The organism is Dokdonia sp. (genome assembly GCF_039945015.1).
GTDB lineage: Bacteria > Bacteroidota > Bacteroidia > Flavobacteriales > Flavobacteriaceae > Dokdonia.
This window is the reverse complement of record NZ_JBDUXP010000030.1, coordinates 184,410-206,958: the sequence shown is the minus strand read 5'-3', so window position 1 is coordinate 206,958 and position 22,549 is coordinate 184,410. Positions and strand designations below refer to the sequence as shown.

Genomic DNA, 22,549 nt, shown 5'->3' with positions numbered 1-22,549 from the left:
CATTTTATAAAAGGGTGAAAGTATATACTTTCACCCTTTTTTTTTATACATCATTTTTAACTAAATGATATCTGAGAATATAGATCGTAGCATTTTCTATACGCTTTCGCGAAAGCATACTAAAAAGAATAAAACACTATTTCGTTTTAATCATTTATAAAAGGGTATCATATAAAAAAGGTTTAATCCAAAAATTAGACTAAACCTTTTATATAATATATTTACTAGATTCTTTTAAGAGAATATGGTATTGTTATTCTTTAGCTAGACGTATTTCTTCTATCGATATAGGATTTGCTTTATTGCAACGATTCATCATACGCAACCCTCTAAATTTAAAATAAACAGCCATCCCTTCTTTTTTGTAACTATCTTCTAAGTTAATCGGGTCATAATATAATCCATCCTTTAACTTGATAGTATATTCACAGTCATCTTTATCTTTAGAATATACAATGATTCCTGCTGTGTATCCAGTAGGATCAAATTTTTCTTCGGCTACTTTTTCGTCTATGTTGTCTTTTGCCACTTCTTTTGTGTTTTTGCAAGAAGCAAAGCATAATAACGCTGCTGCTCCTAATAGTATTAATGTAGTTTTCATAATAATGGTTTGATTTTAGAAATTAAAGGTCGTAAAATTTTTAGAATAAAGCTTTTAATTGGATACTCCCTGTATGTATTGTCCTTGAACTTTCACTTTTTCTTCCAAAATAAGATACATTTAGATCCAAAAATTTAGTCAATCTTTTTTGGGCGATTAGATTCCAAGTAAAATTGGTTCCAGGTTGTAACCCTTCTAATATTTGATATGAGACAGGACTAAATGTACTGCCATCAAATTGATTATCTATATAATTGAATTCTCCCATTAAAGATAGCTTCTCTCCATCTGCTATCGCAAAAGAAGTGCCAAAGTTATTTTGTTGTAATGCCTCTTGTCCTCCAACGGTATTCTGTTTATCTTGAAATGTATAGAAAAAAGATACTCTAGAAGTCTTACTTATGAGGTAAGAAACTTTTGGATTTATACTTGAGTTGTTAATATTAAAATTACGAGAAGGAAAATTTTCTGCAATACTTATAGTGGTTCCTACATCTCCTTTAAAGTTGAAAAGCCAGCTTTCTTTTATCTTATGTAAAAAGTTAAATTGATGACTTTCTAACTCATTATCTTGAAGACCTGTAGATAATAAGTTTGTTGATTTATTAGAGAGGTAACTATAAGTCGTTGTGTATTTTTGTTTTCCCCTATTAAATGTGAGTGAGTTACGAAGATTTAAACCAAGCCCTATTTCATTTTCATCTTCTTTAAAAGGATTGATTGTAAAGTCTTGTCCTTGCCGTAGAGCTCTTCTGTCTATGCTATAGCTAGTTTGATTATAAAAGTGCGACAAAAGCTTCCTGAGGCCTTTTGAGTTGTTCCATTGCTGAGGGTTTAAAGTAAGTTGACTACTCAATTTATTTTGATGAGTTTGAAGAAATATCTGATTAGGAAGTAAAACCCGTATAAAATCTGCTTCATCTTGGAATTGAGAAATCTCAAATTCTTCTAGCTGTTGTATGCCATCATTATTATAATCATTCCAAGTATGTGTTCCTTGGCCTTCATCTACAGCGACAAATGTAAACTCTTGCTGCGGTTGTGTTCCGCTATTAGTCTCAAAAACAGTATTAAGTCTAACGATGTCTTTTGCAAAACGCTGATCGTATAACAATCGAGAATTTAAAGAATTTTGTGTTTCTATAGAAGTATCTTCAAAAGACAGAGATCTATAATTTATAAAAAGAGAGAGGTTTGTTTTCTTGTTTTTAAGTAATTGTGATTTTAAAAAATAAGTATTAGATGTATTTACACGATTGATGCTGTTATTCCTAACACTATCATTTACTCGATAGCGATAACCAGCTTCTACATATACACTAGTGCTATCTCCAACACCTACAAACCCTTCGTATAGTTGGAATCGCTGACTGTCTGGAGTCAGTGAGTCATTTACTTTGGCACGTCGTATATTATCCTCTGTGTAAAACTTACCTCCAACCCAAGCTTTTTTAAGATCGTATACTGCACTGCTATATAATTTGCTGAAATCCGAGGTGACATTAACATCGTTTGTACTAAGGATACTAGCATTTATGTTTCCTTTAATTTTTTTAGAATTGATAGCACTAATAATAGAATGCCTTGTTCCAGAATAAAAAGTATTGAAATCTAAATTTTCAAAACTGTATAAAATAGATCCTAGATTTCTATTTTGATAGCGTATTCCTGTAGTTAAAAAGCTTTGATCACCTACAAGAAGTCCATTTGTATTTTGAAGATTTGGATCAAGATTCCAATCTCGATTAAATTCCGGATTATATAAACCTTCTACATTGACAAAATCTTCTTGCACATAATCCCAATTCCCAAAAGCTTCCAGTGTTGCCGTACTGTCTTTTTTAAATAGTTGTTGCTTCCCTTTTAGATGTGTTGCAAATGCATCGTTGTTTTCATCATCTATATTTGAGAAAAGATTTAAATCATTTTTACTTCCTGCAACTTCAAAATCAATAGCCGTTTTTTCTGAAGGAGTATAACTCCCATTAACAATGGCAAGTTGAAGTAGCGTTGGTGCAAAAAGGCGTATTTGAGGCTCGAAAGAACCTTGTTTTACTCCATTAATAGGGGCAACATATTCAAATGTACGTCGTAATGTATTTGTAGTACTTAGGATATAATCTCCTTGATTTATCCCTACATTACTAAATCGCACGTTAAACAAGGTTTCATCTGGATCTATACTAAATTCAAATACCTCAACCCCACCAACGGTAATTTGACGATATAATACTTTGTTGTCACTAAAAGTGTCAGGTATGGCACTTTGGGCGACCATTTGGTTAGGGTCATCTCCTGCATTTGCAAGAACAGCAACCTGATCTTCACTAAGAGTTTGCTGTAAAGGCTGGTTTTTTGCATCAGATTCAGAATACACATGTGCGGCTATTTTTAAAGTATTGCTTTCGCGAAAGCGACCTCCGCCATAAGCTACAAAACGTGTAAAATTACGCTCACTAAATTGATAGTCAACTACAATACGCATTTCACTCGTAATAGGAAAGGTAGCATTAAAACGAATTTCTCCTGCATTGTAATCTATCACATAATCTTTTGTCTCGCCACGTTCTAATAGAATTCCATTTGCATATACAGCCTCACTTCCAGAAACAACTAAAACAAAAAGTTCACCATTGGGACCTGTAAGCTTATAAGGACCTTGATTCCCTTCTTGCCCGGTAAACATACTGGTGTTAAAAATTCCTCGTACAAGTGCACCTGTGGCAAATAGACTTGTCTTACTATCTTCTGAGTGATTAATGTCTGCGCGTAAAGACAATCCTTGAATCTTTTTTGTAAACTGTCCATAGTAGGATTCTGTATCTTGAAGATTAATATCTCCTGCGCGAATATTCCAATTATCACTAAAGAGTTCTATAAAGATTTGATCAAACTCATCTAGATTTTGAGAAAACCCACCTTCTTGACTAGGGATATTTGCATCTTGAATAGAAGCTCGAAGCGTTACTTTATCACTTAACTTTCCGCTTAATTGTAAATCTAATTCGGAATTTACGGTACTATTTTGATTACTTCCTACCGTGACGCCTCGCACAATGCTTCCGCTAGTATTCAAACCATTAAAAGGAGTAAAGGCACGAGGTTTCTTATCGCCTCGTAAACGAATAACGCGATCTAAATTTCCCGAACTAGTCACAATACGCTTTGGGTCAAACTGAAAATATTTGCGTGTAAGAAACTCAGGATATACACGATACGTCACAATAATCGTGTCTGTAGGGATATCTTCTTTCGCTTTAAGCGAAAGCAAACTACGTGCATAATCTATTGTATAACGGCTGCTATCTAGTACAACGCCTTCTCGTGTGGTAATTTTAAAAACAGATGGATTTATACTGACAGAATCTAACTGTATCGTATCTCGGATAGCAATTCTTTTTGTACGCACTTCTTGGGCTACTATGATAGCCGAACAGAAAAAGAATAAGAGAATGTAAAGGATGCGCATTATAACTAGAACTCGCTTGACTTAAAAATATTTTAATGAATCAAAGGTAAACTTTATAGCCTTTTTAACTTGTTATGAGAACTACTTTTATAAATTAGCATTTTAACAGTCTTTATAGCTCATGAAAATCATTTCATATAACGTAAATGGCATCCGAGCAGCGCTCAGAAAAGGATTTGATTCTTGGTTACAAGCCACAGATCCAGATGTCGTATTACTTCAAGAAACAAAAGCAACCTCAGATCAAGTAGATGTCTCTGTTTTTGAAAACTTAGGATATCACCATTATTGGTTTAGTGCTCAGAAAAAAGGATATAGCGGGGTAGCCGTTTTGACCAAAGAAAAACCCAATCATGTCGAGTACGGTACAGGTATAGAATCTATGGATTTTGAAGGACGTAATATCCGAGTAGATTTTGATGATGTTTCGGTTATGAGTCTGTATTTGCCTTCAGGAACAAATAGCGCAAGATTGGATCACAAACTAGAATATATGGATTTATTTCAATCCTATATTAATGATCTAACGAAGGAGTATCCTAATCTTGTCATAGGAGGAGATTATAATATTTGTCATGAAGCGATCGATATACACGACCCAATACGTAATAAAAACACTAGTGGTTTTCTCCCTGTAGAAAGAACTTGGATAAGCAATTTTATGGAAAGCGGTTTTATAGATTCTTTCAGGCATCTTAATAAAGAGCCAGATAATTATACTTGGTGGAGCTATCGTGCAAACTCAAGAGCGAATAATAAAGGATGGCGTATCGATTACAATATGGTAAGTGCTCCACTAAAAGATAAAATAGCACGAGCTGTGATATTAAAAGATGCGATGCATAGTGATCACTGTCCGCATATGGTAGAGCTTGCTCTTCCGTAAATTTTCAAAACACCTAAAATATATAAAAGAATAAACCTCAATCACCTACTAGTACCATGATTAAAAAAGCCTTATTACTATGCCTTGCAGGAACTTTGTTAACCTCCTGCGTATCAAAAAAAGTATTTGAAGATCTAGAATCAAAGTATGCAAAACTTAGAAAGGAAAATAGAAACCTTTCTAGTGATCTCGCTTCCGCGAAAAAGGATCTAGGTAAAATGACCAGTGATTATGAGATTGCATATGAAGAATTGCAAGCAGCAAAATCTTCGCTTGCTAATTTTAAAAGTAAATATGAAAGCGCACAAGCAAGTTTAGAAAGTTTACAGGCGTCTTATGATGCGCTAGAAGCAAATAGCAGTGCTAGCATTGCTGAAAATTCAAAAAAGAATAGAGAGTTACTTGCAGAACTAGAAGCAAAGCAAGCAGCACTTACAGAAAACAAAGCGGCACTAGAGGCTGAGCGCAAACGATTAGAGCAATTAGAAAGAGATCTTGCAGATCGTTCTAGTCGTATAGATGAGTTAGAAGCTTTGATAGCAGCAAAAGATGCAAATCTGCGTAATTTAAAAGAAGCAATATCAAAAGCACTTACAGATTTTGAAGGGAAAGGACTTACAGTAGAACAACGTGATGGTAAAGTATATGTATCTCTAGAGAATAAGTTATTATTTGATAGTGGTAGTTGGACTGTAGGGGCAAATGGAAGAACAGCTGTAAAGCAATTAGGGAGTGTTTTAGGTGATAATCCAGATATTGCTGTGCTTATTGAAGGACATACCGATAATGTGCCTTATGGAGGATCTGGAAATTTAAAAGGGAACTGGGATCTTTCTGCCAAAAGAGCAACAGCTATTGTAAACATTTTAAGAGAAAATAAAAACATAGATCCTAAGAATCTTACAGCAGCTGGTAGAGGAGAATATGCCCCTGTTGCGCCTAATGATACTGCAGAAAATAAAGCTAAAAATAGACGTATAGAAGTAATCCTTACCCCAAAGCTAGATGAGGTAACAGCACTTTTAAAGGACATAGATTAAAAAAGAAAAAGAAAAAGAAAAACCACTCGTGTGTACGAGTAACAGCTATGAAATACACAACATTACCCAATACAGATATTAAAGTCTCAAAGATATGCCTAGGTTCTATGACTTGGGGAGAGCAAAATACTGAAGCAGAAGGTCATGCACAACTTGATTATGCTATAGAACAGGGGGTCAATTTTATTGATACCGCAGAGCTATACAGCGTACCTAATGCAAGAGCAGAGACGTATGGAAGTACCGAACGTATTATAGGAAGTTGGTTAAAGAAAACAGGAAAGCGTAATGATGTTGTCATCGCGTCTAAAATTGCAGGACCTGCTGAGTTTACAAAACATATCCGTACAGGAGGATTTGCGAAACATGAACTAGAAGATGCAATTCATAAAAGCCTTGAGCGTTTAGGGACTGATTATATAGATTTATATCAATTGCATTGGCCAGAGCGAGCGACTAATTTTTTTGGTCAACTCGGGTACACACATGATTCTGATGAACAGTGGAAAGACAACTTTGCACAAATTCTAGAAGATTTGAATGGCTTTGTCAAAGCAGGAAAAATTAGACAGATCGGACTTTCTAATGAAACCCCTTATGGATTATCAAGATATATTGAAGAAGCTCGTAAAGGAGCTCCTAAGATGATTACAGTGCAAAATCCATATAGTTTACTAAATAGAAAAGATGAAGTTGGTCTTATAGAAATTATGCATAGAGAAGGAGTAGGGCATTTACCGTATTCTCCATTAGGTTTTGGACAATTAACAGGAAAATATCTAGATGGTTACCCTCCTAATGCGAGAGTTACCTTATTTCCTAATTATGATAGATATCATAAGGAAAATGGATTTGCAGCGACGAGACGTTATAAAGAAATTGCAGACGCTCACGGATTAAGTCTTACACAGATGGCACTTGCTTTTGTAAATACGAGACCATTTGTGACAGCAAATATTATAGGAGCTACTTCTATAGAGCAACTTACAGAAAACATAGACAGTATAGATGTTGAGTTGTCTGAAGAGGTTTTAAAAGCTATAGAGGAAGTGCACGGAGCAATTCCTAATCCAGCTCCTTAATTAAAAAGATTTCGAAAAAAAGGGGGAGCATTTTTATGCTTCCCCTTTTTTATATGATATTAATTTTTAATAAACTTTACCGTGACCTCTCCAACTTCTGTCTTTATAACAGAAAAATAAACACCTGTTTTTAGGTTTTTTACATTTTCTTCTATATTAGATGTGTTTTGTGCAGATGTTCTTTTTACAATAGCACCTAAAACATCATATGTGGCCATAGTCACTTCTTGGTAATTTTGTCCTAAGTCTATTGAAAGGCGATCTGTTGTAGGATTAGGAAAGACAGAGATATTTGCCGTAGTAAATTCATCTGTAGCAAGAAATTCATCTGAGATGCTTACATTAAAAACAAAATCTACAACTTGCCCAAACTCTCCACCATTCTCAAAAGCAAAGCCTCCTGGATATGGATTATTAGTGTCTACTAGAAGATTTACAGTAACTCCAGGTATTTGAAAGGTAAAAATATCACCATTAGAAATAGGAAATTCTTCGGCTATATTAATGCGTAAACTTTCCCCTGCAGCTCCAAAATTCATCACAGGAAAAGCTTGAGTGTATATAGGATCTCCAGAAACAGTAGCACCTTCAAAAATTTCTAAAGTTCGCGCTTGTTGCGTTCCTCCGCTTCCTGTAATAAATTCGACGTATTCTAGGAATCCATCACATTCAGCAGTAAAAGACTGTGCCCAGTCAAAGTTGTTTTGAGGGTCAAAAGATCCTACGTCGTTTCCAAACGTGCATTGTGCATAACTGTTTAAGGGAAGAAAGGCAAAAGCAATTAGGAATAAAAGGCTATAAGGTAAGGTGTAGTTTTTTGTCATAAGACGAGTTTTATGATAGGATTATTCTAAGATAAGTCGCAAGTACCTGTAATCACTTACATAATACTATTTTAAACACTTAAAACGTTCTGTGTTAAGAGGATTATATTCTTTTACTCACTACATGATTGGGTTTACTCATTGATATGTGTTGTTGGCTCAATTCTTGTTTGTGATGGATAATCAAGACAATACATTTGCTTTAAAACTAACTATCATGAGAAATATATGTGTGTTATTCTGTTGCTTTTTACTGAGTCAAATAAATGGACAAACAGAATTTAAAGAATATGAAAATGGACTCATTTATTCTTTAAATGCAATTTCTAAACTCACAGAAATTGTCGGTGAAAAGAATGAAGAGTTTAGAACCTGTGACTTGACGAAGAGTTTTGCATCTACCCCACAAACAAAAGGGTATGTATTTGAGATTGATGAATCTTATAAGCAAACTTTGAGAGAAGATGTAGAAGGTAATATTTCTTTAGATGCATTTTTGTCAAAATATAAAGAAGATAAAGGTTCTCTTTATTTAATTATAAAATCAAAGTACACAAACTATAAAGAGGAAAAATATATACGATTTGATATGTATCCAGATGAGAATTCTTTACAAATTCCTGAAGAAGAATGGGAGAGTTCAAGATTTGGTTCTTGGATTGTTAACTTTTCTCACCAGGGCGATATTGATGTTTTATATGTAACTAATGAATTTGAAACCCAAGAATTACCAGATACATATAAAAAAATGGTGCAATATTCAGAATGTTTAATAGATTCTACGACAACTGTTTTTAAAGAAAATGCTTCAAGAAATAGATTTAGAAATAGTATAGATGATACACTTAAGGCAAAAAAGCAAAAGCAGTTTTTCAAATTTATTGAAGAACAAATAGGTGTGAAAGAACCAGATTTTGAAGACTATGAATTAAAAAACGGAGAAATTAATTATAAGAAATATCGTAAGGCATATGTAAAATATGAAGAAAAAAAAGAAACGCATATTACATCCTATTTATATGAAGAACCTCAGTTTCTAAAGTTGTTAAATGAAACCTATGAAGAGTCTGTGGAGAATGGTAGTTCAACAAATGAAATAGAGACGTATGTAGCCAAATATTTATCTAAAGCCAAAGCATTAGAGTTAAAAAGAAGTAGAGTTGTCATGGGAACTTGTAGTATGGATACTAGTCCTAGAATTCATGCTATGAATATTTCTCAACTATCTGCAGAGAGTTATAATTGGGATGTATTTCTAAGGGCACATCTTAACATTATGAACGATCGTTTTGAAAGAGCCTCTGATGGAAGCTATGCTTGGGAACAACGTCACACCTACATAAAAGAACTAGAGGTACTTCAAATAAATGTGCCAGATTTACTTTTGGGAATGAGTTTTAGAGTGAGTAATCCTAGTAAAAATCATTATTATGGAAGTATAAATAGATTGGGGAGAGCTATAGCAGAGAGTAAAGATCTAGATACTTTTGAAACAATAATTACAAAGGCTATAAAAGATCAAGAACTTGATGATTTTAATAGATTACTTATGTTCTATTTATATGGAAACTTACGATATCACTTAGATAAAAATGCAGAGTTGGATTTTGATAGGACATTAATTAATGAGAAGGCAAAACTTCTTCCGGAGTATTTAGTTAAGGAAGGTTTATAACGACTATTTTTAATTTATTAAGCTATCCAAACAAGTGTCTTACTACATCATGAACTTTGGCAACTTTGATGATAGAGATGGTGTAATTATGATCTGGAATCTTGCAATATTTTGAAATAATAATACTTCCAAAGCCTAATTTCTCTGCTTCGATAATGCGTTGCTCTACACGAGTAACTGGTCGTACTTCACCAGCAAGGCCAATTTCGGCAGCAAAGCATAAAGATTTATCTATGGCAATATCTACATTACTAGATAATACAGCAGCGACAACAGCAAGATCAATTGCAGGATCATCTACCGAAATGCCTCCAGTGACATTAAGAAAAACATCTTTTGCACCTAACTTAAACCCAGCACGTTTTTCTAAAACAGCAAGTAGCATATTAAGTCGTTTTACATTGTATCCTGTTGAACTACGTTGAGGTGTACCATATACTGCCGTACTGACAAGGGCTTGAATCTCAATCATAAGTGGTCGTAGACCTTCTAGTGTTGAAGCGATAGCTGTACCACTAAGGTCTTCGTCATTTTTTGAAATTAAAATTTCGCTAGGATTAGATACTTCTCTAAGACCGCTTCCTTGCATTTCATAAATACCTAATTCATTCGTGCTTCCAAAACGATTTTTATGTGCTCTTAATATACGATAGACGTGGTTGCGATCTCCTTCAAATTGAAGTACGGTATCAACCATGTGTTCTAGAATTTTAGGGCCTGCAATATTTCCATCTTTAGTAATATGACCAATAAGAATAACAGGTGTCGCAGTTTCTTTGGCATATTTAATAAGCTCAGAGGTTGTCTCGCGTATTTGTGAGATACTTCCTGGACTACTTTCTATATGATTGGTGTGGAGCGTCTGGATAGAGTCTATAATGACGATATCTGGTTGTATCTCTGAGATATGTCTAAAAATATGTTGTGTTTTGGTTTCGGCAAGAATATAGCATTGATCACTATCTGGATGAATACGTTCTGCACGCATTTTTATTTGTTGTTGGCTTTCTTCTCCAGAAACATACAATGTTTTATATGGAAGATTTAGTGAGATTTGGAGGCATAATGTACTTTTCCCAATACCAGGCTCTCCACCTAATAGGGTTAAAGATCCTGGGACAAGACCACCTCCTAGTACGCGATTAAGTTCACCATTCTTAGTGTCTAATCTTGTTTCGGCAGAGGCTGTAATCTCATTTATCTTAAGAGGTTTTGATGTGCGTGTATTCGCTTTCGCGAAAGCGGTATCTTGCTTCCAATCTTTTTTATCCTCTTTTTGAATGATCTCTTCTACGATCGTATTCCATTCTTTACAAGCATTACATTGCCCTTGCCATTTGGCATGTTGAGAGCCGCAATTTTGACAGAAAAAGGTGGTTTTTGTTTTGGCCATGGGTGATTTTCGCTTTAAGCTAAAATACTAATAAAAATAGGTAGAAATACGTGTTTTATAAGAATATGAACATCCTATATTTGTAACATCAAAACAAAAATAAATTTTATCAATATTTGATTGGGGGATTGAATATTATATAAAGAGTCATTGTATGTCAATGACTCTTTTTTTTGAGAAATACCCAATATGAAGTATGTAACAGTGGGGTGTCGCATAAATAAAAGGGACTTCTCTAATAATTAAAGAAGTCCCTTTTATTTATGCTTGTTAATCGTTTTAATATCCGAAGTCAGACTTAATTTTATCTGCTTTATCTAGCATTAAATCCTTGGTTAAAAAAGAGATCTCTTCAAGTAAATACGCACTTTGATATGTACGCATTGCTTTTTTGGGTTCTCCAGATTTTTCTAGTGATAAAGCAATATAGTAATTGCCTAACATAGTTTCTGGATATTGTTTTCTGGCGAGTTGTCCAAGTTTTTCCATACTTACCCAATCTGATTTTTTTTCTATAGCTTTTCCGGTAGCGATAATGTCATTTACACGCATGGCATCATTGAGTCCGAATAGTTGTTCTACGGTAGTATATTTATCGATAAGATAATCGTATGCAGAACCATCTAACTTAAGAAGTACTTCTTTGTATTCTTTTTTGCTAATAGGGCGATAGATAGAAAATATTTCTTCTATTGCTTTTGGAATAGCACGACCTACAAGAGAATAATGTGTAGCTCCTTCAAAATTGTCATAATAGTATCTTACGTTGTCGTTTGTAACAAGTTTTATTTGGCTATTTAAAGGTTCTATACTTTCTCTTAATACTTTAATGTCTTCTGTTGCTGTTGCTAAGTAATAAAATATTTTTTGTTGTGTAGCTCCAAGTCTAGCAACAAGACGAGTTTCCATTTCTGGTGCTAAATCAGGACTTAACGATACATATCCTTGGAAAAGCGCAGGGCTTTTCATAAGATAATAATTCATAAAGTTTGCAGTAAGATCATGGCCAACCACCATTCTAAACTGATTGGTTCGGTATTTTTCATCTAGCCAAGGCATTAATTCTAAACCTATAAATTCAAAGAAAGCAACGCCTCCTTCTATAGGCAAATAACTTACTTCATCATAGTAAGTGTCTTCTTCTCTTGTGTCTACCTGATTAAGACCAACAACAATAGCTTCTGGCATTTCCTCCCAATAGCTGTAGTAATCTACATTACCAGCTACAGGTTCAAATAGGTAATCTCCATCTAGGACAATAATGACAGGATATGTCTTTTCTAAATTAGATTCATAATTACGAGGTAATTGTACTTTGAGTTGACGACTCCCGTCTAGCTTTATAGAAGAGATTTCTTCATATTGTGTCTGTGCAGTAAGGACAAAAGAAGTACACAGGAATAAAGCAGAAAATAGAATTGATTTCATTAGGGCTATTTTTAATGAGTGCCTAAAATACAAAATTTTATCTGTGACGTATTATAAATACATAAAGAGCAGATAATCCTCCTATAATTATATTAAAGATAGTTTGAGTTCCCCACATGATAGATCCAAAAGCATCACCATCGGTTTTTAAATACCCAAAAAAAGAAAAAACAGCAGCCATCGCTAGAGGGTAAAGCCCCATTCCTGCATTTGTTGCACTCATAGAAAAGGCGCCGATGACAAAAGCAGTTAGTATGATTCCAAAAGAAACACCTTGAAGTCCAGGAACAGCAAGGGTTACAATCCAAAACATGGCGATATACATGCCCCATATAAAAAAGGTATGGAAGATAAAAGCAGCATTTTTTTTCATATTCAAAATGCTTTTAACTCCTTCTAAAATCCCTAATCCAAAATTTCTAATTTTAACTATAAAGGGATGTGATGACTTTTTAAGTATGCGTAATCCTACGATCCCTATAATTAATAAAGCCGCGAGTGTTATGATTGATGGGATCGGGTTTGCTGCTGTTTTAAAATAATCAATAAGAGCGGTAGATTGTAGAATAATAGCTGCAACCATAATAAGAAGTAACATAAGCAGGTCTGCAATACGTTCAGAGACAATCGTTCCAAATGCTTTTTCAAAAGGAATTTTATCAGTACGTTGTATAGCAACTCCACGTAAAACTTCTCCAGATCTTAATACGAATGTATTTGCAAAATAAGCAGTCATAACAGCAGCAAAACTATTTCCTAACTTGGGTTTGTATCCCATAGGTTCTAGGATAAACTTCCATCGATAGGCTCTAGATAGATGACTTAATATGGAGAAAACAAAAGAGATAGCAATCCATAATGGATTTGCATTTTTTATGTTGTCCCACAAGATGATTCTTTCTTGAGGGGTCATTCTCCCTAGCCATAACCACATTAAAAAAACTCCCAATGAGAGTGGGAGTATAATTTTAAGTGCTTTTATTAATTTGTTTTTATAAGCCACAGGCTTATTTTAATAGGTTTGTACTTTCGTCTGGGAAACAAAGTGTGGGTTTGAATTTTTTTGCTTCATCAAAATCCATAAATGCATATACAATTAAGATCAAAATATCTCCCTTGGAAACTTTTCTTGCGGCAGCCCCATTTAAGGTAATTTCACCACTTTTTCTAGGGCCAGGAATGGCATATGTTTCTAGGCGTTCACCATTGGTCACATTTACAATTTGAACTCGCTCTCCCTCTATGATGTTGGCAGCATCCAAAAGATCTTCATCTATAGTAATACTTCCGATATAATGTAATTCAGCGCCTGTTACTTTAACACGGTGAATTTTAGATTTTACAACATTTACTAGCATAAGACAAAGATAGTTATTTTAGTTGATTGCCATGTTGTCTATAAGGCGTATTTCTCCTGCAAAAGCAGCAATAAAAGCACGGTATTTTTGATGGGTACGCTTTCGCGAAAGCGGCCTCAAATGGGTGCTATTAGAAATTTCAAAATATTCTAAAGTAAGATGTGGATTGTTTTTAAATTGAGTCGTGACCCACGCTCTAAGTGTTTTGGCACTTTTTGTTTCAAAGTCTTCTTTTACCTGCTTGAGTATTTTATAAATAAAAGTAGCTTCTTCTAGTTGTTGAGGTGTAAGTCTAGCGTTACGACTGCTCATTGCTAGTCCATTTTTTTGCCTATGAATAGGACATCCTGTTATTTTAAGAGGTAATTTTTCAATTTCTACAAGTTTTTTAACAATGAGTAATTGCTGAAAATCTTTTTCTCCAAAAAAAGCTTCATCAGGATTTACCTGTCTAAATAGATGATTGAGAACGGTCCCAACACCATCAAAATGACCAGGACGATGTGTGCCTTCCATCACATGTTCAATCCCTTTAAAATTATATTGTTTGGATACCACTTGGTTGCCGTACACTTCTTGTGGGGTAGGAGCATAGATAGATACGCTTTTTCCGTATGTGCTTAGAAATGAGGTGTCTTGGTCAAGAGTTCGAGGGTATTTTTCTAAATCTGATGAGTTGTTAAATTGTGTAGGGTTTACAAAAATGCTAACAATAACGTAATCATGATGTTTTAAAGCATACTCAATGAGTGATGCATGTCCTTCGTGCAAAGCACCCATTGTAGGGACAAAGCCAATAGAAAATTTTTGCTTCCTTTTTTCTGAAACATATTTTTCTATTTCAGTTTTTGTTTTTATTAAGTTCACTTTATCAAAAAATTAACGCCTGCAAACTTACTATATTAAAGGCAGATTGCATAAAATTTAGTATTTTTGCGTGTTTTTACACATAAAAGTAATCAACAATACTATATATGAAAGATAAGAGGATATTGTACGTGTCATCTGAAGTTATTCCTTACTTACCTGAGACCGAAATTGCCTCTATGTCGTTTGAAGCTCCTCAAATGGTGAATTCCAAGGGGGGTCAAATACGCATTTTTATGCCTCGCTATGGCAATATCAATGAGCGCAGGCACCAATTACATGAAGTAATAAGGCTATCAGGAATGAATCTAGTGATCAATGATTTTGATATGCCACTCATTATAAAAGTAGCTTCTATTCCTAAAGAACGTATTCAAGTATACTTTATAGATAACGAAGAGTACTTTAAGAGGAAAGCTACATTTACAGATGAAGATGGAAATCTTTTTCCTGATAATGATGAACGTGCCATTTTCTTTGCAAAAGGAGTGGTAGAAACAGTAAAGAAGTTAAACTGGTCTCCGGATATAATCCATGTACATGGATGGTTAGCTTCGTTATTACCATTATATCTCAAGCAATATTATGCTAGCGAGCCTTTATTTAGTCAAAGTAAAATAGTGACTTCTATATATAATCAAGGGTTTGAAGGATCATTAAATAAAGAAATGATTAATAAGATTGCTTTTGATGGTATAGATACAGAAAGCATAGAAGAGCTTCAAGATCCTACATATGAAAACCTTATGAAGGTTGTTGTAAAGAATTCTGATGCAGCAATAATAGGCTCTTCAGAACTACATGAAGATCTTGCAAAGATACTTAACACAACAAAAATTCCTGTTTTGCCTTATAAGAAGAAAGAGGAATTTCCACAAGCGTACGAAGAATTTTACACCACAAGAGTACTAGAGTAAAACTACGATGAAAATTTATAATTATATAAGAAAAGGCATAGTTGCCTTAATCTTTGTGTTTGCATGTATTGCATGTGAAGAGGATTTAGGAGAAGTTGGAACCAGCATAGTTGGCGAGGTAAACTTTAATACTGATATGGTAGATGACATAGATGTTGTTGCTTATAGTATGAATTACCCAGAAGGCGTTCAAACCAATGGAACTCCAGTAGGTGTTCTAGGGGTTTATAACGATCCTGTATATGGTAGAACAACTGCATCTTATTTATCTCAAGCGGGATTGTCTAGAGTAAATCCAAATTTTGGAGATAATACAGAACTAGATAGTGTTATAATTACACTACCATACTTTTCTAGACAAGTTGAGGTAGATGAAGATGGGAATAATACATATGAGTTGGATTCTGTATTTAGAAATACAGGAGGGATTAAGTTATCTCTTTTTAGATCAAACTTTTTCTTAAATGATCTTGATCCTGATTCTAATTTTGAAGATCCTGAAATTTATTTTTCTAATGATGTTCCTAATTTTCAAGGAGTAGATGGAGATTTATTATTTCAAATAAATGATTTTACTCCAGAACCGGATGAAATCATTTTAACCGAAGTTACTTTTGATGAAGATGGAGAGCCTATTGTGGATGCAGCAGGAGAAGTCGTAAAAGAGTTTTCGGAACGCATTGCTCCAGCACTTAGACTGGAATTAAATATCGATTATTGGACTCAAAATATTATTGAAAGAGAAGGAGAAGATGTACTTCTAAACATTAATACATTTAATGATTATTTCAGAGGCCTTTACTTAAAAGCAGAAAGCGAAGATGCTGATGGGAACTTATTCTTATTTGATTTTAATCAAGCAGGAATTACATTATACTATAGTTTTGATGGGGATGATGATTCGGCCGAGCCTGGTGATCCTACTAATGATGGACTTGGAGAAATTACAATAGGTCTTAGAGGTGTAAGTGTTATAGACTACCAGAATGATTTTAATCCGTCTGTTGTTTCTGCTATAGAGAACTCAGATACTGTAAATGGAGAGGATAATCTTTATCTAAAAGGGGGAGATGGTAGTATTGCTGTTGTCGAGCTTTTTGGACCAGATAGTGATGATGATGGAGTTTCGGATCAATTAGAGATATTACGTACTTGTGAGAATATCATTATAAATGAAGCTAATTTGACCTTTTTTGTAGATCAAGATGATCTCGGAGCGGGTGGAGGAGTATTAGAACCAGAAAGAGTTTTTGTAGTTGATTTTGATAACAATAGCTTATTGGTAGATAGTGTGATAGATAATACCTCTGGAATTAATGGTCCTATTAATACACGTACAAATCACCTAGGAAGGTTAGTAAGAGAAGTAGAAGGAGATGAGTCGAGTCTAGGGCAGAGCTATAGAATCCGAATGACGCAGCATATAAATAATATTATTAAAAATGACTCTACAAATGTGCGCTTAGCTTTAGCAGTGTCACAGAATGTAAATGTAGATAATACAGCGATAATAGGTGGCACTGGTGATATTGAGGATGCGCAAAGAACCCCTATTTCTAGTGTAATTTCTCCAGAAGGAACAATCCTTCATGGAAATTTAAGTACAGATGATGCAAGAAGATTAAAGCTAAGAATATTCTATACATTAACTGGAGATATAGATCCTAATAGCCCTTGTGGTCAGATTTTAGGATTAGATAATTAACATAATTCAATAACAACATATAGCAGTATGTGCGGAATTGTCGGTTATATAGGGTATAGAGATGCGTATCCTATTGTATTACAAGGATTACAACGTCTTGAGTATAGAGGGTATGATAGTGCAGGAATAGCACTTTATGACGGGAAAAACCTTAAAGTTTCTAAAACAAAAGGGAAAGTAGAAGATTTAAAAAATCGTTTAGAAAGTGAAATTTCTACAAATGGTTCTATTGGAATAGGTCATACAAGATGGGCTACCCATGGAGTTCCTAACGATATAAACTCTCATCCACATATTTCTAATTCTGGGAATCTTGTAATTATACATAATGGAATTATAGAAAATTATGATCCATTACGTAAAGAACTTATTAATAGAGGATATACCTTTACATCAGATACAGATACAGAAGTTCTTGTAAATCTGATCGAAGATGTGAAGATTAAGGAAGGTGTAAAATTAGGTAAGGCTGTTCAGATAGCACTTAATCAAACTATAGGTGCATATGCGGTAGCGGTATTTGATAAGACAAAGCCTAATGAAATAGTTGTTGCTCGTTTAGGTAGCCCGCTAGCAATAGGAGTAGGAGAAAATGAGTTTTTTATTGCTTCTGATGCAACTCCATTTATTGAGTATACAAACAATGCGATCTATCTTGAAGATGGAGAAATGGCTGTCGTGCGTAATCATAAAAAATTAAAAATACGTAAAATTAAGGATGACTCTTTAGTAGATCCATATATACAAGAACTTCAATTAAATCTTGAGCAAATAGAAAAAGGAGGTTACGATCACTTTATGCTTAAAGAGATTTATGAGCAGCCTGATGCTATTACAGATACTTTTAGAGGACGTATGCTGGTGGATCAAGCTATTATAAAAATGGCGGGTATCGATGATAACCTAGATAAGTTCTTAAATGCACGACGTATTATTGTTGTTGCTTGTGGTACTTCTTGGCATGCAGGTTTAGTGGCAGAATATATATTTGAAGAATTTGCTCGTATACCGGTAGAGGTAGAGTATGCATCTGAGTTTAGGTATAGAAACCCAATAGTTTATAAAGATGATGTTGTTATTGCAATCTCGCAAAGTGGGGAGACTGCAGATACGATGGCGGCAATAAAACTAGCAAAAGAACAAGGTGCCTTTGTATTTGGAGTATGTAATGTTGTAGGGTCATCTATTTCTAGAGAAACTCATGCAGGAGCTTATACGCATGCAGGACCAGAAATCGGAGTTGCTTCTACAAAAGCATTTACAACTCAAATTACAATTCTAACATTAATAGCGCTAAAACTTGCTAAACATAAAGGAAAACTTTCTAATTCAGAATTTAGAGCATATCTACAAGAACTAGAACGTATTCCTGGAAAAGTTGCAAAAGCTTTAAAATGTAATGATCAGGCAGAGCATGTTGCTGCCCAATATAAAGATGCTTCTAACGCATTATACTTAGGACGTGGTTATAATTTTCCTGTAGCATTAGAAGGAGCTCTTAAACTTAAAGAGATATCATATATACATGCAGAAGGATATCCAGCGGCAGAGATGAAGCATGGACCTATTGCATTGATAGATGAGCAAATGCCAGTTGTTGTTATAGCAACCAAAAAGGGGCATTACGAAAAAGTAGTGAGTAATGTAGAAGAGATAAAAGCCCGTAGCGGTAAGATCATAGGTATTGTAACCGAAGGTGATGAAGAGGTAAGGAAACTGGCAGATCATGTGATTGAAATACCAGAAACATTAGAGCCGTTTACACCATTATTGGCAACTATTCCATTACAGTTGTTGTCATATCATATAGCAGTAATGCTTGATAAAAATGTAGATCAACCTAGAAATTTAGCTAAATCTGTTACAGTAGAATAATTATAATTTTACGCAGACGTACTATCATAAAAAAATCCCGCTTAATAGTGGGATTTTTTTATGATAGTTTATCTAAGAAAGAGGATGTTATTTATTTTAGACTTTTGTTAATCTCCTGTAATGCTTCTTTTTCATCTCCCCATCCTTTACTTACTAGAGGATCGCCGCCAGTGTCATAATGTAAAAACCAAGATTCTATAATATCTTTTGCTTTACTATATTTTGATATAAACTCGTCATAATTTGTAGCAGTTATAATACGCATATTAGAATCGCTAGGGACGCAAATAATTTTATAATCATATTCTCCGTTATCTAGAAGTTTAAGCATTCCTATAGGAATAATTTCTACGATGGATCCTGTAGGCAAAGATTCGGAGATTAATAAAATGTCAAGAGCATCACCATCTCCTCCTAATGCATGATCCGATAGCGTTGAGGGAATAAAGCCGTAATTTGCAGGATATGGAAGAAAAGAAATGATGCGGTCAGTCCCGTTCCTTTGGTCAATTTCAAAAGTTTTTGTCTTAGGGTTAAATTCTACTTTTTTGCTAGTACCTCCTGGAATTTCAATAACACAATGTATAGCACCATTTTCAGAAAATGTGGGTGTATTATAAATGTCTTTTACAGAAGTACAATGTATAAGAGATAATGATATAAGTAGGATGCCAAAAACGCGCATATGATTTGTAAAATTAAATGAGTTGTTTGATGAATAAAAAACGTGTTAAAGATACATTGTTTTAGGGTTTGATAAATGATATGTAAAAATGGAACGATATAATAAAAAAGAAATACTTTACAGTTTTAAAGCATTTAGAACACTAGCTTTATACGTTTGACCAATAGGGATGGTATGTGAGTCTAATGTTATTTGATTACCAGAGAGATGGTTCATTTTTTGTAAATTAATACTAAATGATTTATGGGTGCGTATAAAAGAAGGAGGTAAACCCTCTATAAACCGAGAAAATGTACTGTGTGTTACAATGACTTTGTTTTCTAAAACCACTTTCACATAGTCCCCAAATGCTTCTACATATTGTATATCTGTAAAAAACACTTTGTGTAAGACTTTGTTTTCTTTTAAAATTAAAAAATCATCGACTTCCTGATGATGTGATATTGTTTGTATTACCTTGTTTATGGCTGATAAAAAGCGCTCGTAAGCAATGGGTTTTAGTAAATAGTCTATAGCATTTACTTCAAATCCATCTACAGCATATTGCGGGTATGCTGTAGTAAAAATTACAGCAGGAGGGTGTTGTAGGCTTTTATAAAAATCTAATCCTGATTGTTGAGGCATATTAATGTCTAAAAATAATAAATCAATATCCTCGTGTAATTGTAAATACTTGAAAGCCTCAAAAGCATTAGCGCATACATGCTTTAATTCTAATACCTCTGTATCTTTAATAAAATGCTGTAACACTCTTTGTGAAGATATTTCATCGTCAATAATAAGGCAACGTATGGCGTTGGTTTTAATATTGCTCATCTGTGATTTGAATAATTACTGTAAATGTTTTGGTAGTGTTTTTGATGCTGAATTGATGTTTCTTGGGATAAACTAAATGTAAGTTATTTTTTAAGTTTTCTAATCCTACTCCAGAATAGTCACTATCTAAATTATTCTTAAGCCCTATGTTGGCGTTTTTAATAATAAATTCAAATTGATTTTCATGTTGTGAAAGACTGATTTGTATAAGATCGGAAGAATCTGTGTTTGTAATGCCATATTTATAGCTATTCTCTAATAGTGGTAATAATAACATAGGATATATCTTGAAATTTTCATTTTTGACAGCTATTTTAAAATCAACAAGATTAGAAACTTGAACGCGATGTTTTTGAAAAGCAATATAGTTTTGCAATAGTTTTATTTCATCCTTTAATGTTACGCGTTTAGTATCTGAATCATAAATCACATATCGCAGTATGTCCGAAAGCTCTACAATAGCCTTTGTGATTTCTCCTTTTTGTTCTAATGCTAATGCATAAATTACATTTAATGAATTAAATAAAAAATGTGGATTCATTTGTGAACGTAATGAGGACAGTTGGGTTTCTATATGTTGGTTCTTAAGTTTTAGATTTTTGTTTTCATTTGTGTTAAAATAAAACCAGTCTTCTGCTAATTTAAAGAGGGTTGTCGCCACTAAAAAAATACTAAAAATGACGTAGCTATTGGTCTTTGATAGATATGAAATAAAGAAGAAATTAGGAAATAAAGTATCTAATGAAGCTTGAAAGAATAAACTACTTAATATTGAAAATAAGAGTAAGTTTAAAATAAAGAGACTAACATATGCTATATATTTTTCGAGTTTTAAAAATTTTGGAATTAAGATGTAAAAATTAATACTTACAGGAATTGCCATAAAAAGTAAGAAAGCAACAGTATATATATAATCAACTTTTATGGGAGTGTTTCCTTTTGAGAAAATAAAAAGCAAAATCACAAATGCTAATAACCACAGCACACTATTAAATAAAAGTGGTCTGTGGTAGTCGCTCTTTTTTATGAGTGTATTAAAGCTAAGGTGTTGCATTCATTATACGTATTGAGAAGTCAGATAAACGATGTATCTCATTTTTCTTGCTCTAAGCTATTAAATAATTTCTTTAACTAGCATTAATGCATCTGATGACTTCCATTTATCTTTAATATCTGCTTTGAGATACTTTTTTAAGAATGCAGTGAGTTCTTGAGACGAAGCGGTTAATAAAAGGGCTTCTTCTGGTCCGACAGTTTCATGTTTTAATCGCAATGTACTCTCGTTAAATAAATTTTTAATGCGTTCTTCGCTAAGCCATGAAAAAGATACATTTGTATCTGAATTGACATCAAGTTTGGCTACAGAATGTGTTTTTAGTAAATGCTCTGAAGCTAAGCTGTTAATAGCATCTGTATTTATGTCAAATGGGATGAAATCTACAAAATACTGGTTATCTATTATAAAAGGCATGGCTATAAAGGAAACCTCTTTTTCTTTTTTTATGTAATTAATAAAATAACCATCTTTATAATTCTCATAGGCTTTTTTGTCATCGTCAGAAAAGATCAGCCCTTCCTTTTTGTCTTTTATAAATTCCTCTTTCATGGAGATGACTTCCCATTGTCCCCCTTTTTGATCTGCCCACTTTCCAATAAGCGCTTTGTTGTAAGACAAACTATTTTTCAGGTAAAAAGGCTGAATTGATTTTATAATACAGGAACTAAAAAGTAAAACGGAAGCTAATAAAATGATTGCTTTTGATTTCATAGTGTTTGATTTTAAAAGTTGTGCTAAACTCAAACTTCTTATCTCATTGTGCAACAAATTTCGACAAACACAAAGGAACTTATGCCAAACACTGCTTAGGTAAATAAACGAATGCTTGTTAAAAACAAATTAGGTACTAAGAAACTATATGAATGATAAC

The 22,549-nt window shown here is 33.7% G+C and carries 19 protein-coding genes; 7 read left to right on the top strand and 12 right to left on the bottom strand.

Annotation, left to right across the window (positions count from 1 at the left end):
* Positions 1-253: 253 nt before the first annotated feature.
* Positions 254-601, bottom strand: a complete 348-nt coding sequence (locus ABJD27_RS20670; protein WP_348163958.1) for a hypothetical protein — start codon at positions 599-601, stop codon at positions 254-256.
* A gap of 40 nt (positions 602-641) precedes the next feature.
* A complete protein-coding gene (locus ABJD27_RS20665; RefSeq protein WP_348163955.1) occupies positions 642-4,070 on the bottom strand; it encodes a hypothetical protein in 3,429 nt (1,142 codons plus the stop codon).
* A gap of 121 nt (positions 4,071-4,191) precedes the next feature.
* Here ABJD27_RS20665 and ABJD27_RS20660 point away from each other — a divergent pair, with 121 nt between their 5' ends.
* From ABJD27_RS20660 to ABJD27_RS20650, 3 genes are read left to right on the top strand one after another with little or no spacing between them, the layout of a single operon-like run.
* Positions 4,192-4,956, top strand: a complete 765-nt coding sequence (locus ABJD27_RS20660; protein WP_348163952.1) for an exodeoxyribonuclease III — start codon at positions 4,192-4,194, stop codon at positions 4,954-4,956.
* A 56-nt stretch (positions 4,957-5,012) separates the two neighbouring features.
* Positions 5,013-5,996 carry a flagellar motor protein MotB gene (locus ABJD27_RS20655; RefSeq protein WP_348163949.1) on the top strand — a complete coding sequence of 328 codons (984 nt, stop codon included), beginning with the start codon at positions 5,013-5,015 and terminating at the stop codon, positions 5,994-5,996.
* Positions 5,997-6,043: 47 nt separating this feature from the next.
* Positions 6,044-7,078, top strand: coding sequence for an aldo/keto reductase (locus tag ABJD27_RS20650; RefSeq protein ID WP_348163946.1), 1,035 nt, complete (start codon positions 6,044-6,046; stop codon positions 7,076-7,078).
* Between the two features lie 59 nt (positions 7,079-7,137).
* On the opposite strand, the gene ABJD27_RS20645 is transcribed toward ABJD27_RS20650, so the two are convergent.
* Positions 7,138-7,902: a T9SS type A sorting domain-containing protein gene (locus ABJD27_RS20645; protein WP_348163943.1), complete on the bottom strand. Its 765-nt coding sequence runs from the start codon at positions 7,900-7,902 to the stop codon at positions 7,138-7,140.
* Between the two features lie 217 nt (positions 7,903-8,119).
* Between ABJD27_RS20645 and ABJD27_RS20640 the strand changes: the two genes are divergently transcribed.
* The gene (locus ABJD27_RS20640) at positions 8,120-9,577 is read left to right on the top strand and encodes a hypothetical protein (protein WP_348163940.1); all 1,458 of its coding nucleotides are present in this window, start codon (positions 8,120-8,122) and stop codon (positions 9,575-9,577) included.
* Between the two features lie 22 nt (positions 9,578-9,599).
* Here ABJD27_RS20640 and radA read toward each other — a convergent pair whose 3' ends face one another.
* The 5 genes from radA to panC form a co-directional block, all read right to left on the bottom strand.
* Positions 9,600-10,970, bottom strand: a complete 1,371-nt coding sequence (gene radA / locus ABJD27_RS20635) for a DNA repair protein RadA (protein ID WP_348163937.1) — start codon at positions 10,968-10,970, stop codon at positions 9,600-9,602.
* A gap of 279 nt (positions 10,971-11,249) precedes the next feature.
* Positions 11,250-12,398: an alpha/beta hydrolase-fold protein gene (locus ABJD27_RS20630; protein ID WP_348163934.1), complete on the bottom strand. Its 1,149-nt coding sequence runs from the start codon at positions 12,396-12,398 to the stop codon at positions 11,250-11,252.
* 37 nt (positions 12,399-12,435) lie between these two features.
* Complete coding sequence (locus ABJD27_RS20625) at positions 12,436-13,401, bottom strand: lysylphosphatidylglycerol synthase transmembrane domain-containing protein (RefSeq protein ID WP_348163931.1); 966 nt, start codon at positions 13,399-13,401, stop codon at positions 12,436-12,438.
* A 4-nt stretch (positions 13,402-13,405) separates the two neighbouring features.
* Positions 13,406-13,756: an aspartate 1-decarboxylase gene (gene panD / locus ABJD27_RS20620; protein WP_299761104.1), complete on the bottom strand. Its 351-nt coding sequence runs from the start codon at positions 13,754-13,756 to the stop codon at positions 13,406-13,408.
* An 18-nt stretch (positions 13,757-13,774) separates the two neighbouring features.
* On the bottom strand, positions 13,775-14,623 hold the full coding sequence (gene panC, locus ABJD27_RS20615) for a pantoate--beta-alanine ligase (protein ID WP_348163928.1): 849 nt from the start codon (positions 14,621-14,623) through the stop codon (positions 13,775-13,777).
* A gap of 107 nt (positions 14,624-14,730) precedes the next feature.
* Between panC and ABJD27_RS20610 the strand changes: the two genes are divergently transcribed.
* Genes ABJD27_RS20610 through glmS form a run of 3 tightly spaced genes read left to right on the top strand, consistent with a single transcriptional unit; the run spans position 14,731 to position 19,120 of the window.
* A complete protein-coding gene (locus ABJD27_RS20610) occupies positions 14,731-15,540 on the top strand; it encodes a glycogen/starch synthase (RefSeq protein ID WP_348163925.1) in 810 nt (269 codons plus the stop codon).
* 7 nt (positions 15,541-15,547) lie between these two features.
* Positions 15,548-17,245: a DUF4270 domain-containing protein gene (locus ABJD27_RS20605; protein ID WP_348163922.1), complete on the top strand. Its 1,698-nt coding sequence runs from the start codon at positions 15,548-15,550 to the stop codon at positions 17,243-17,245.
* Positions 17,246-17,272: 27 nt separating this feature from the next.
* Positions 17,273-19,120 (top strand): glutamine--fructose-6-phosphate transaminase (isomerizing), encoded by a 1,848-nt coding sequence (glmS, locus tag ABJD27_RS20600; protein WP_348163919.1) that lies wholly within the window; start codon positions 17,273-17,275, stop codon positions 19,118-19,120.
* A 91-nt stretch (positions 19,121-19,211) separates the two neighbouring features.
* Here the strand turns inward: glmS and ABJD27_RS20595 are convergent, their stop codons facing one another.
* The 4 genes from ABJD27_RS20595 to ABJD27_RS20580 form a co-directional block, all read right to left on the bottom strand.
* Positions 19,212-19,805, bottom strand: a complete 594-nt coding sequence (locus ABJD27_RS20595; protein ID WP_348163916.1) for an inorganic diphosphatase — start codon at positions 19,803-19,805, stop codon at positions 19,212-19,214.
* Between the two features lie 117 nt (positions 19,806-19,922).
* Entirely contained in the window at positions 19,923-20,621 is a 699-nt protein-coding gene (locus ABJD27_RS20590; protein WP_348163913.1) for a LytTR family DNA-binding domain-containing protein, read from the bottom strand.
* Positions 20,608-21,675, bottom strand: a complete 1,068-nt coding sequence (locus ABJD27_RS20585) for a sensor histidine kinase (RefSeq protein WP_348163911.1) — start codon at positions 21,673-21,675, stop codon at positions 20,608-20,610. The genes ABJD27_RS20590 and ABJD27_RS20585 overlap by 14 nt, the downstream gene beginning before the upstream one ends.
* A gap of 60 nt (positions 21,676-21,735) precedes the next feature.
* Positions 21,736-22,389 (bottom strand): hypothetical protein, encoded by a 654-nt coding sequence (locus tag ABJD27_RS20580; RefSeq protein WP_348163908.1) that lies wholly within the window; start codon positions 22,387-22,389, stop codon positions 21,736-21,738.
* Positions 22,390-22,549 lie beyond the last annotated feature (160 nt).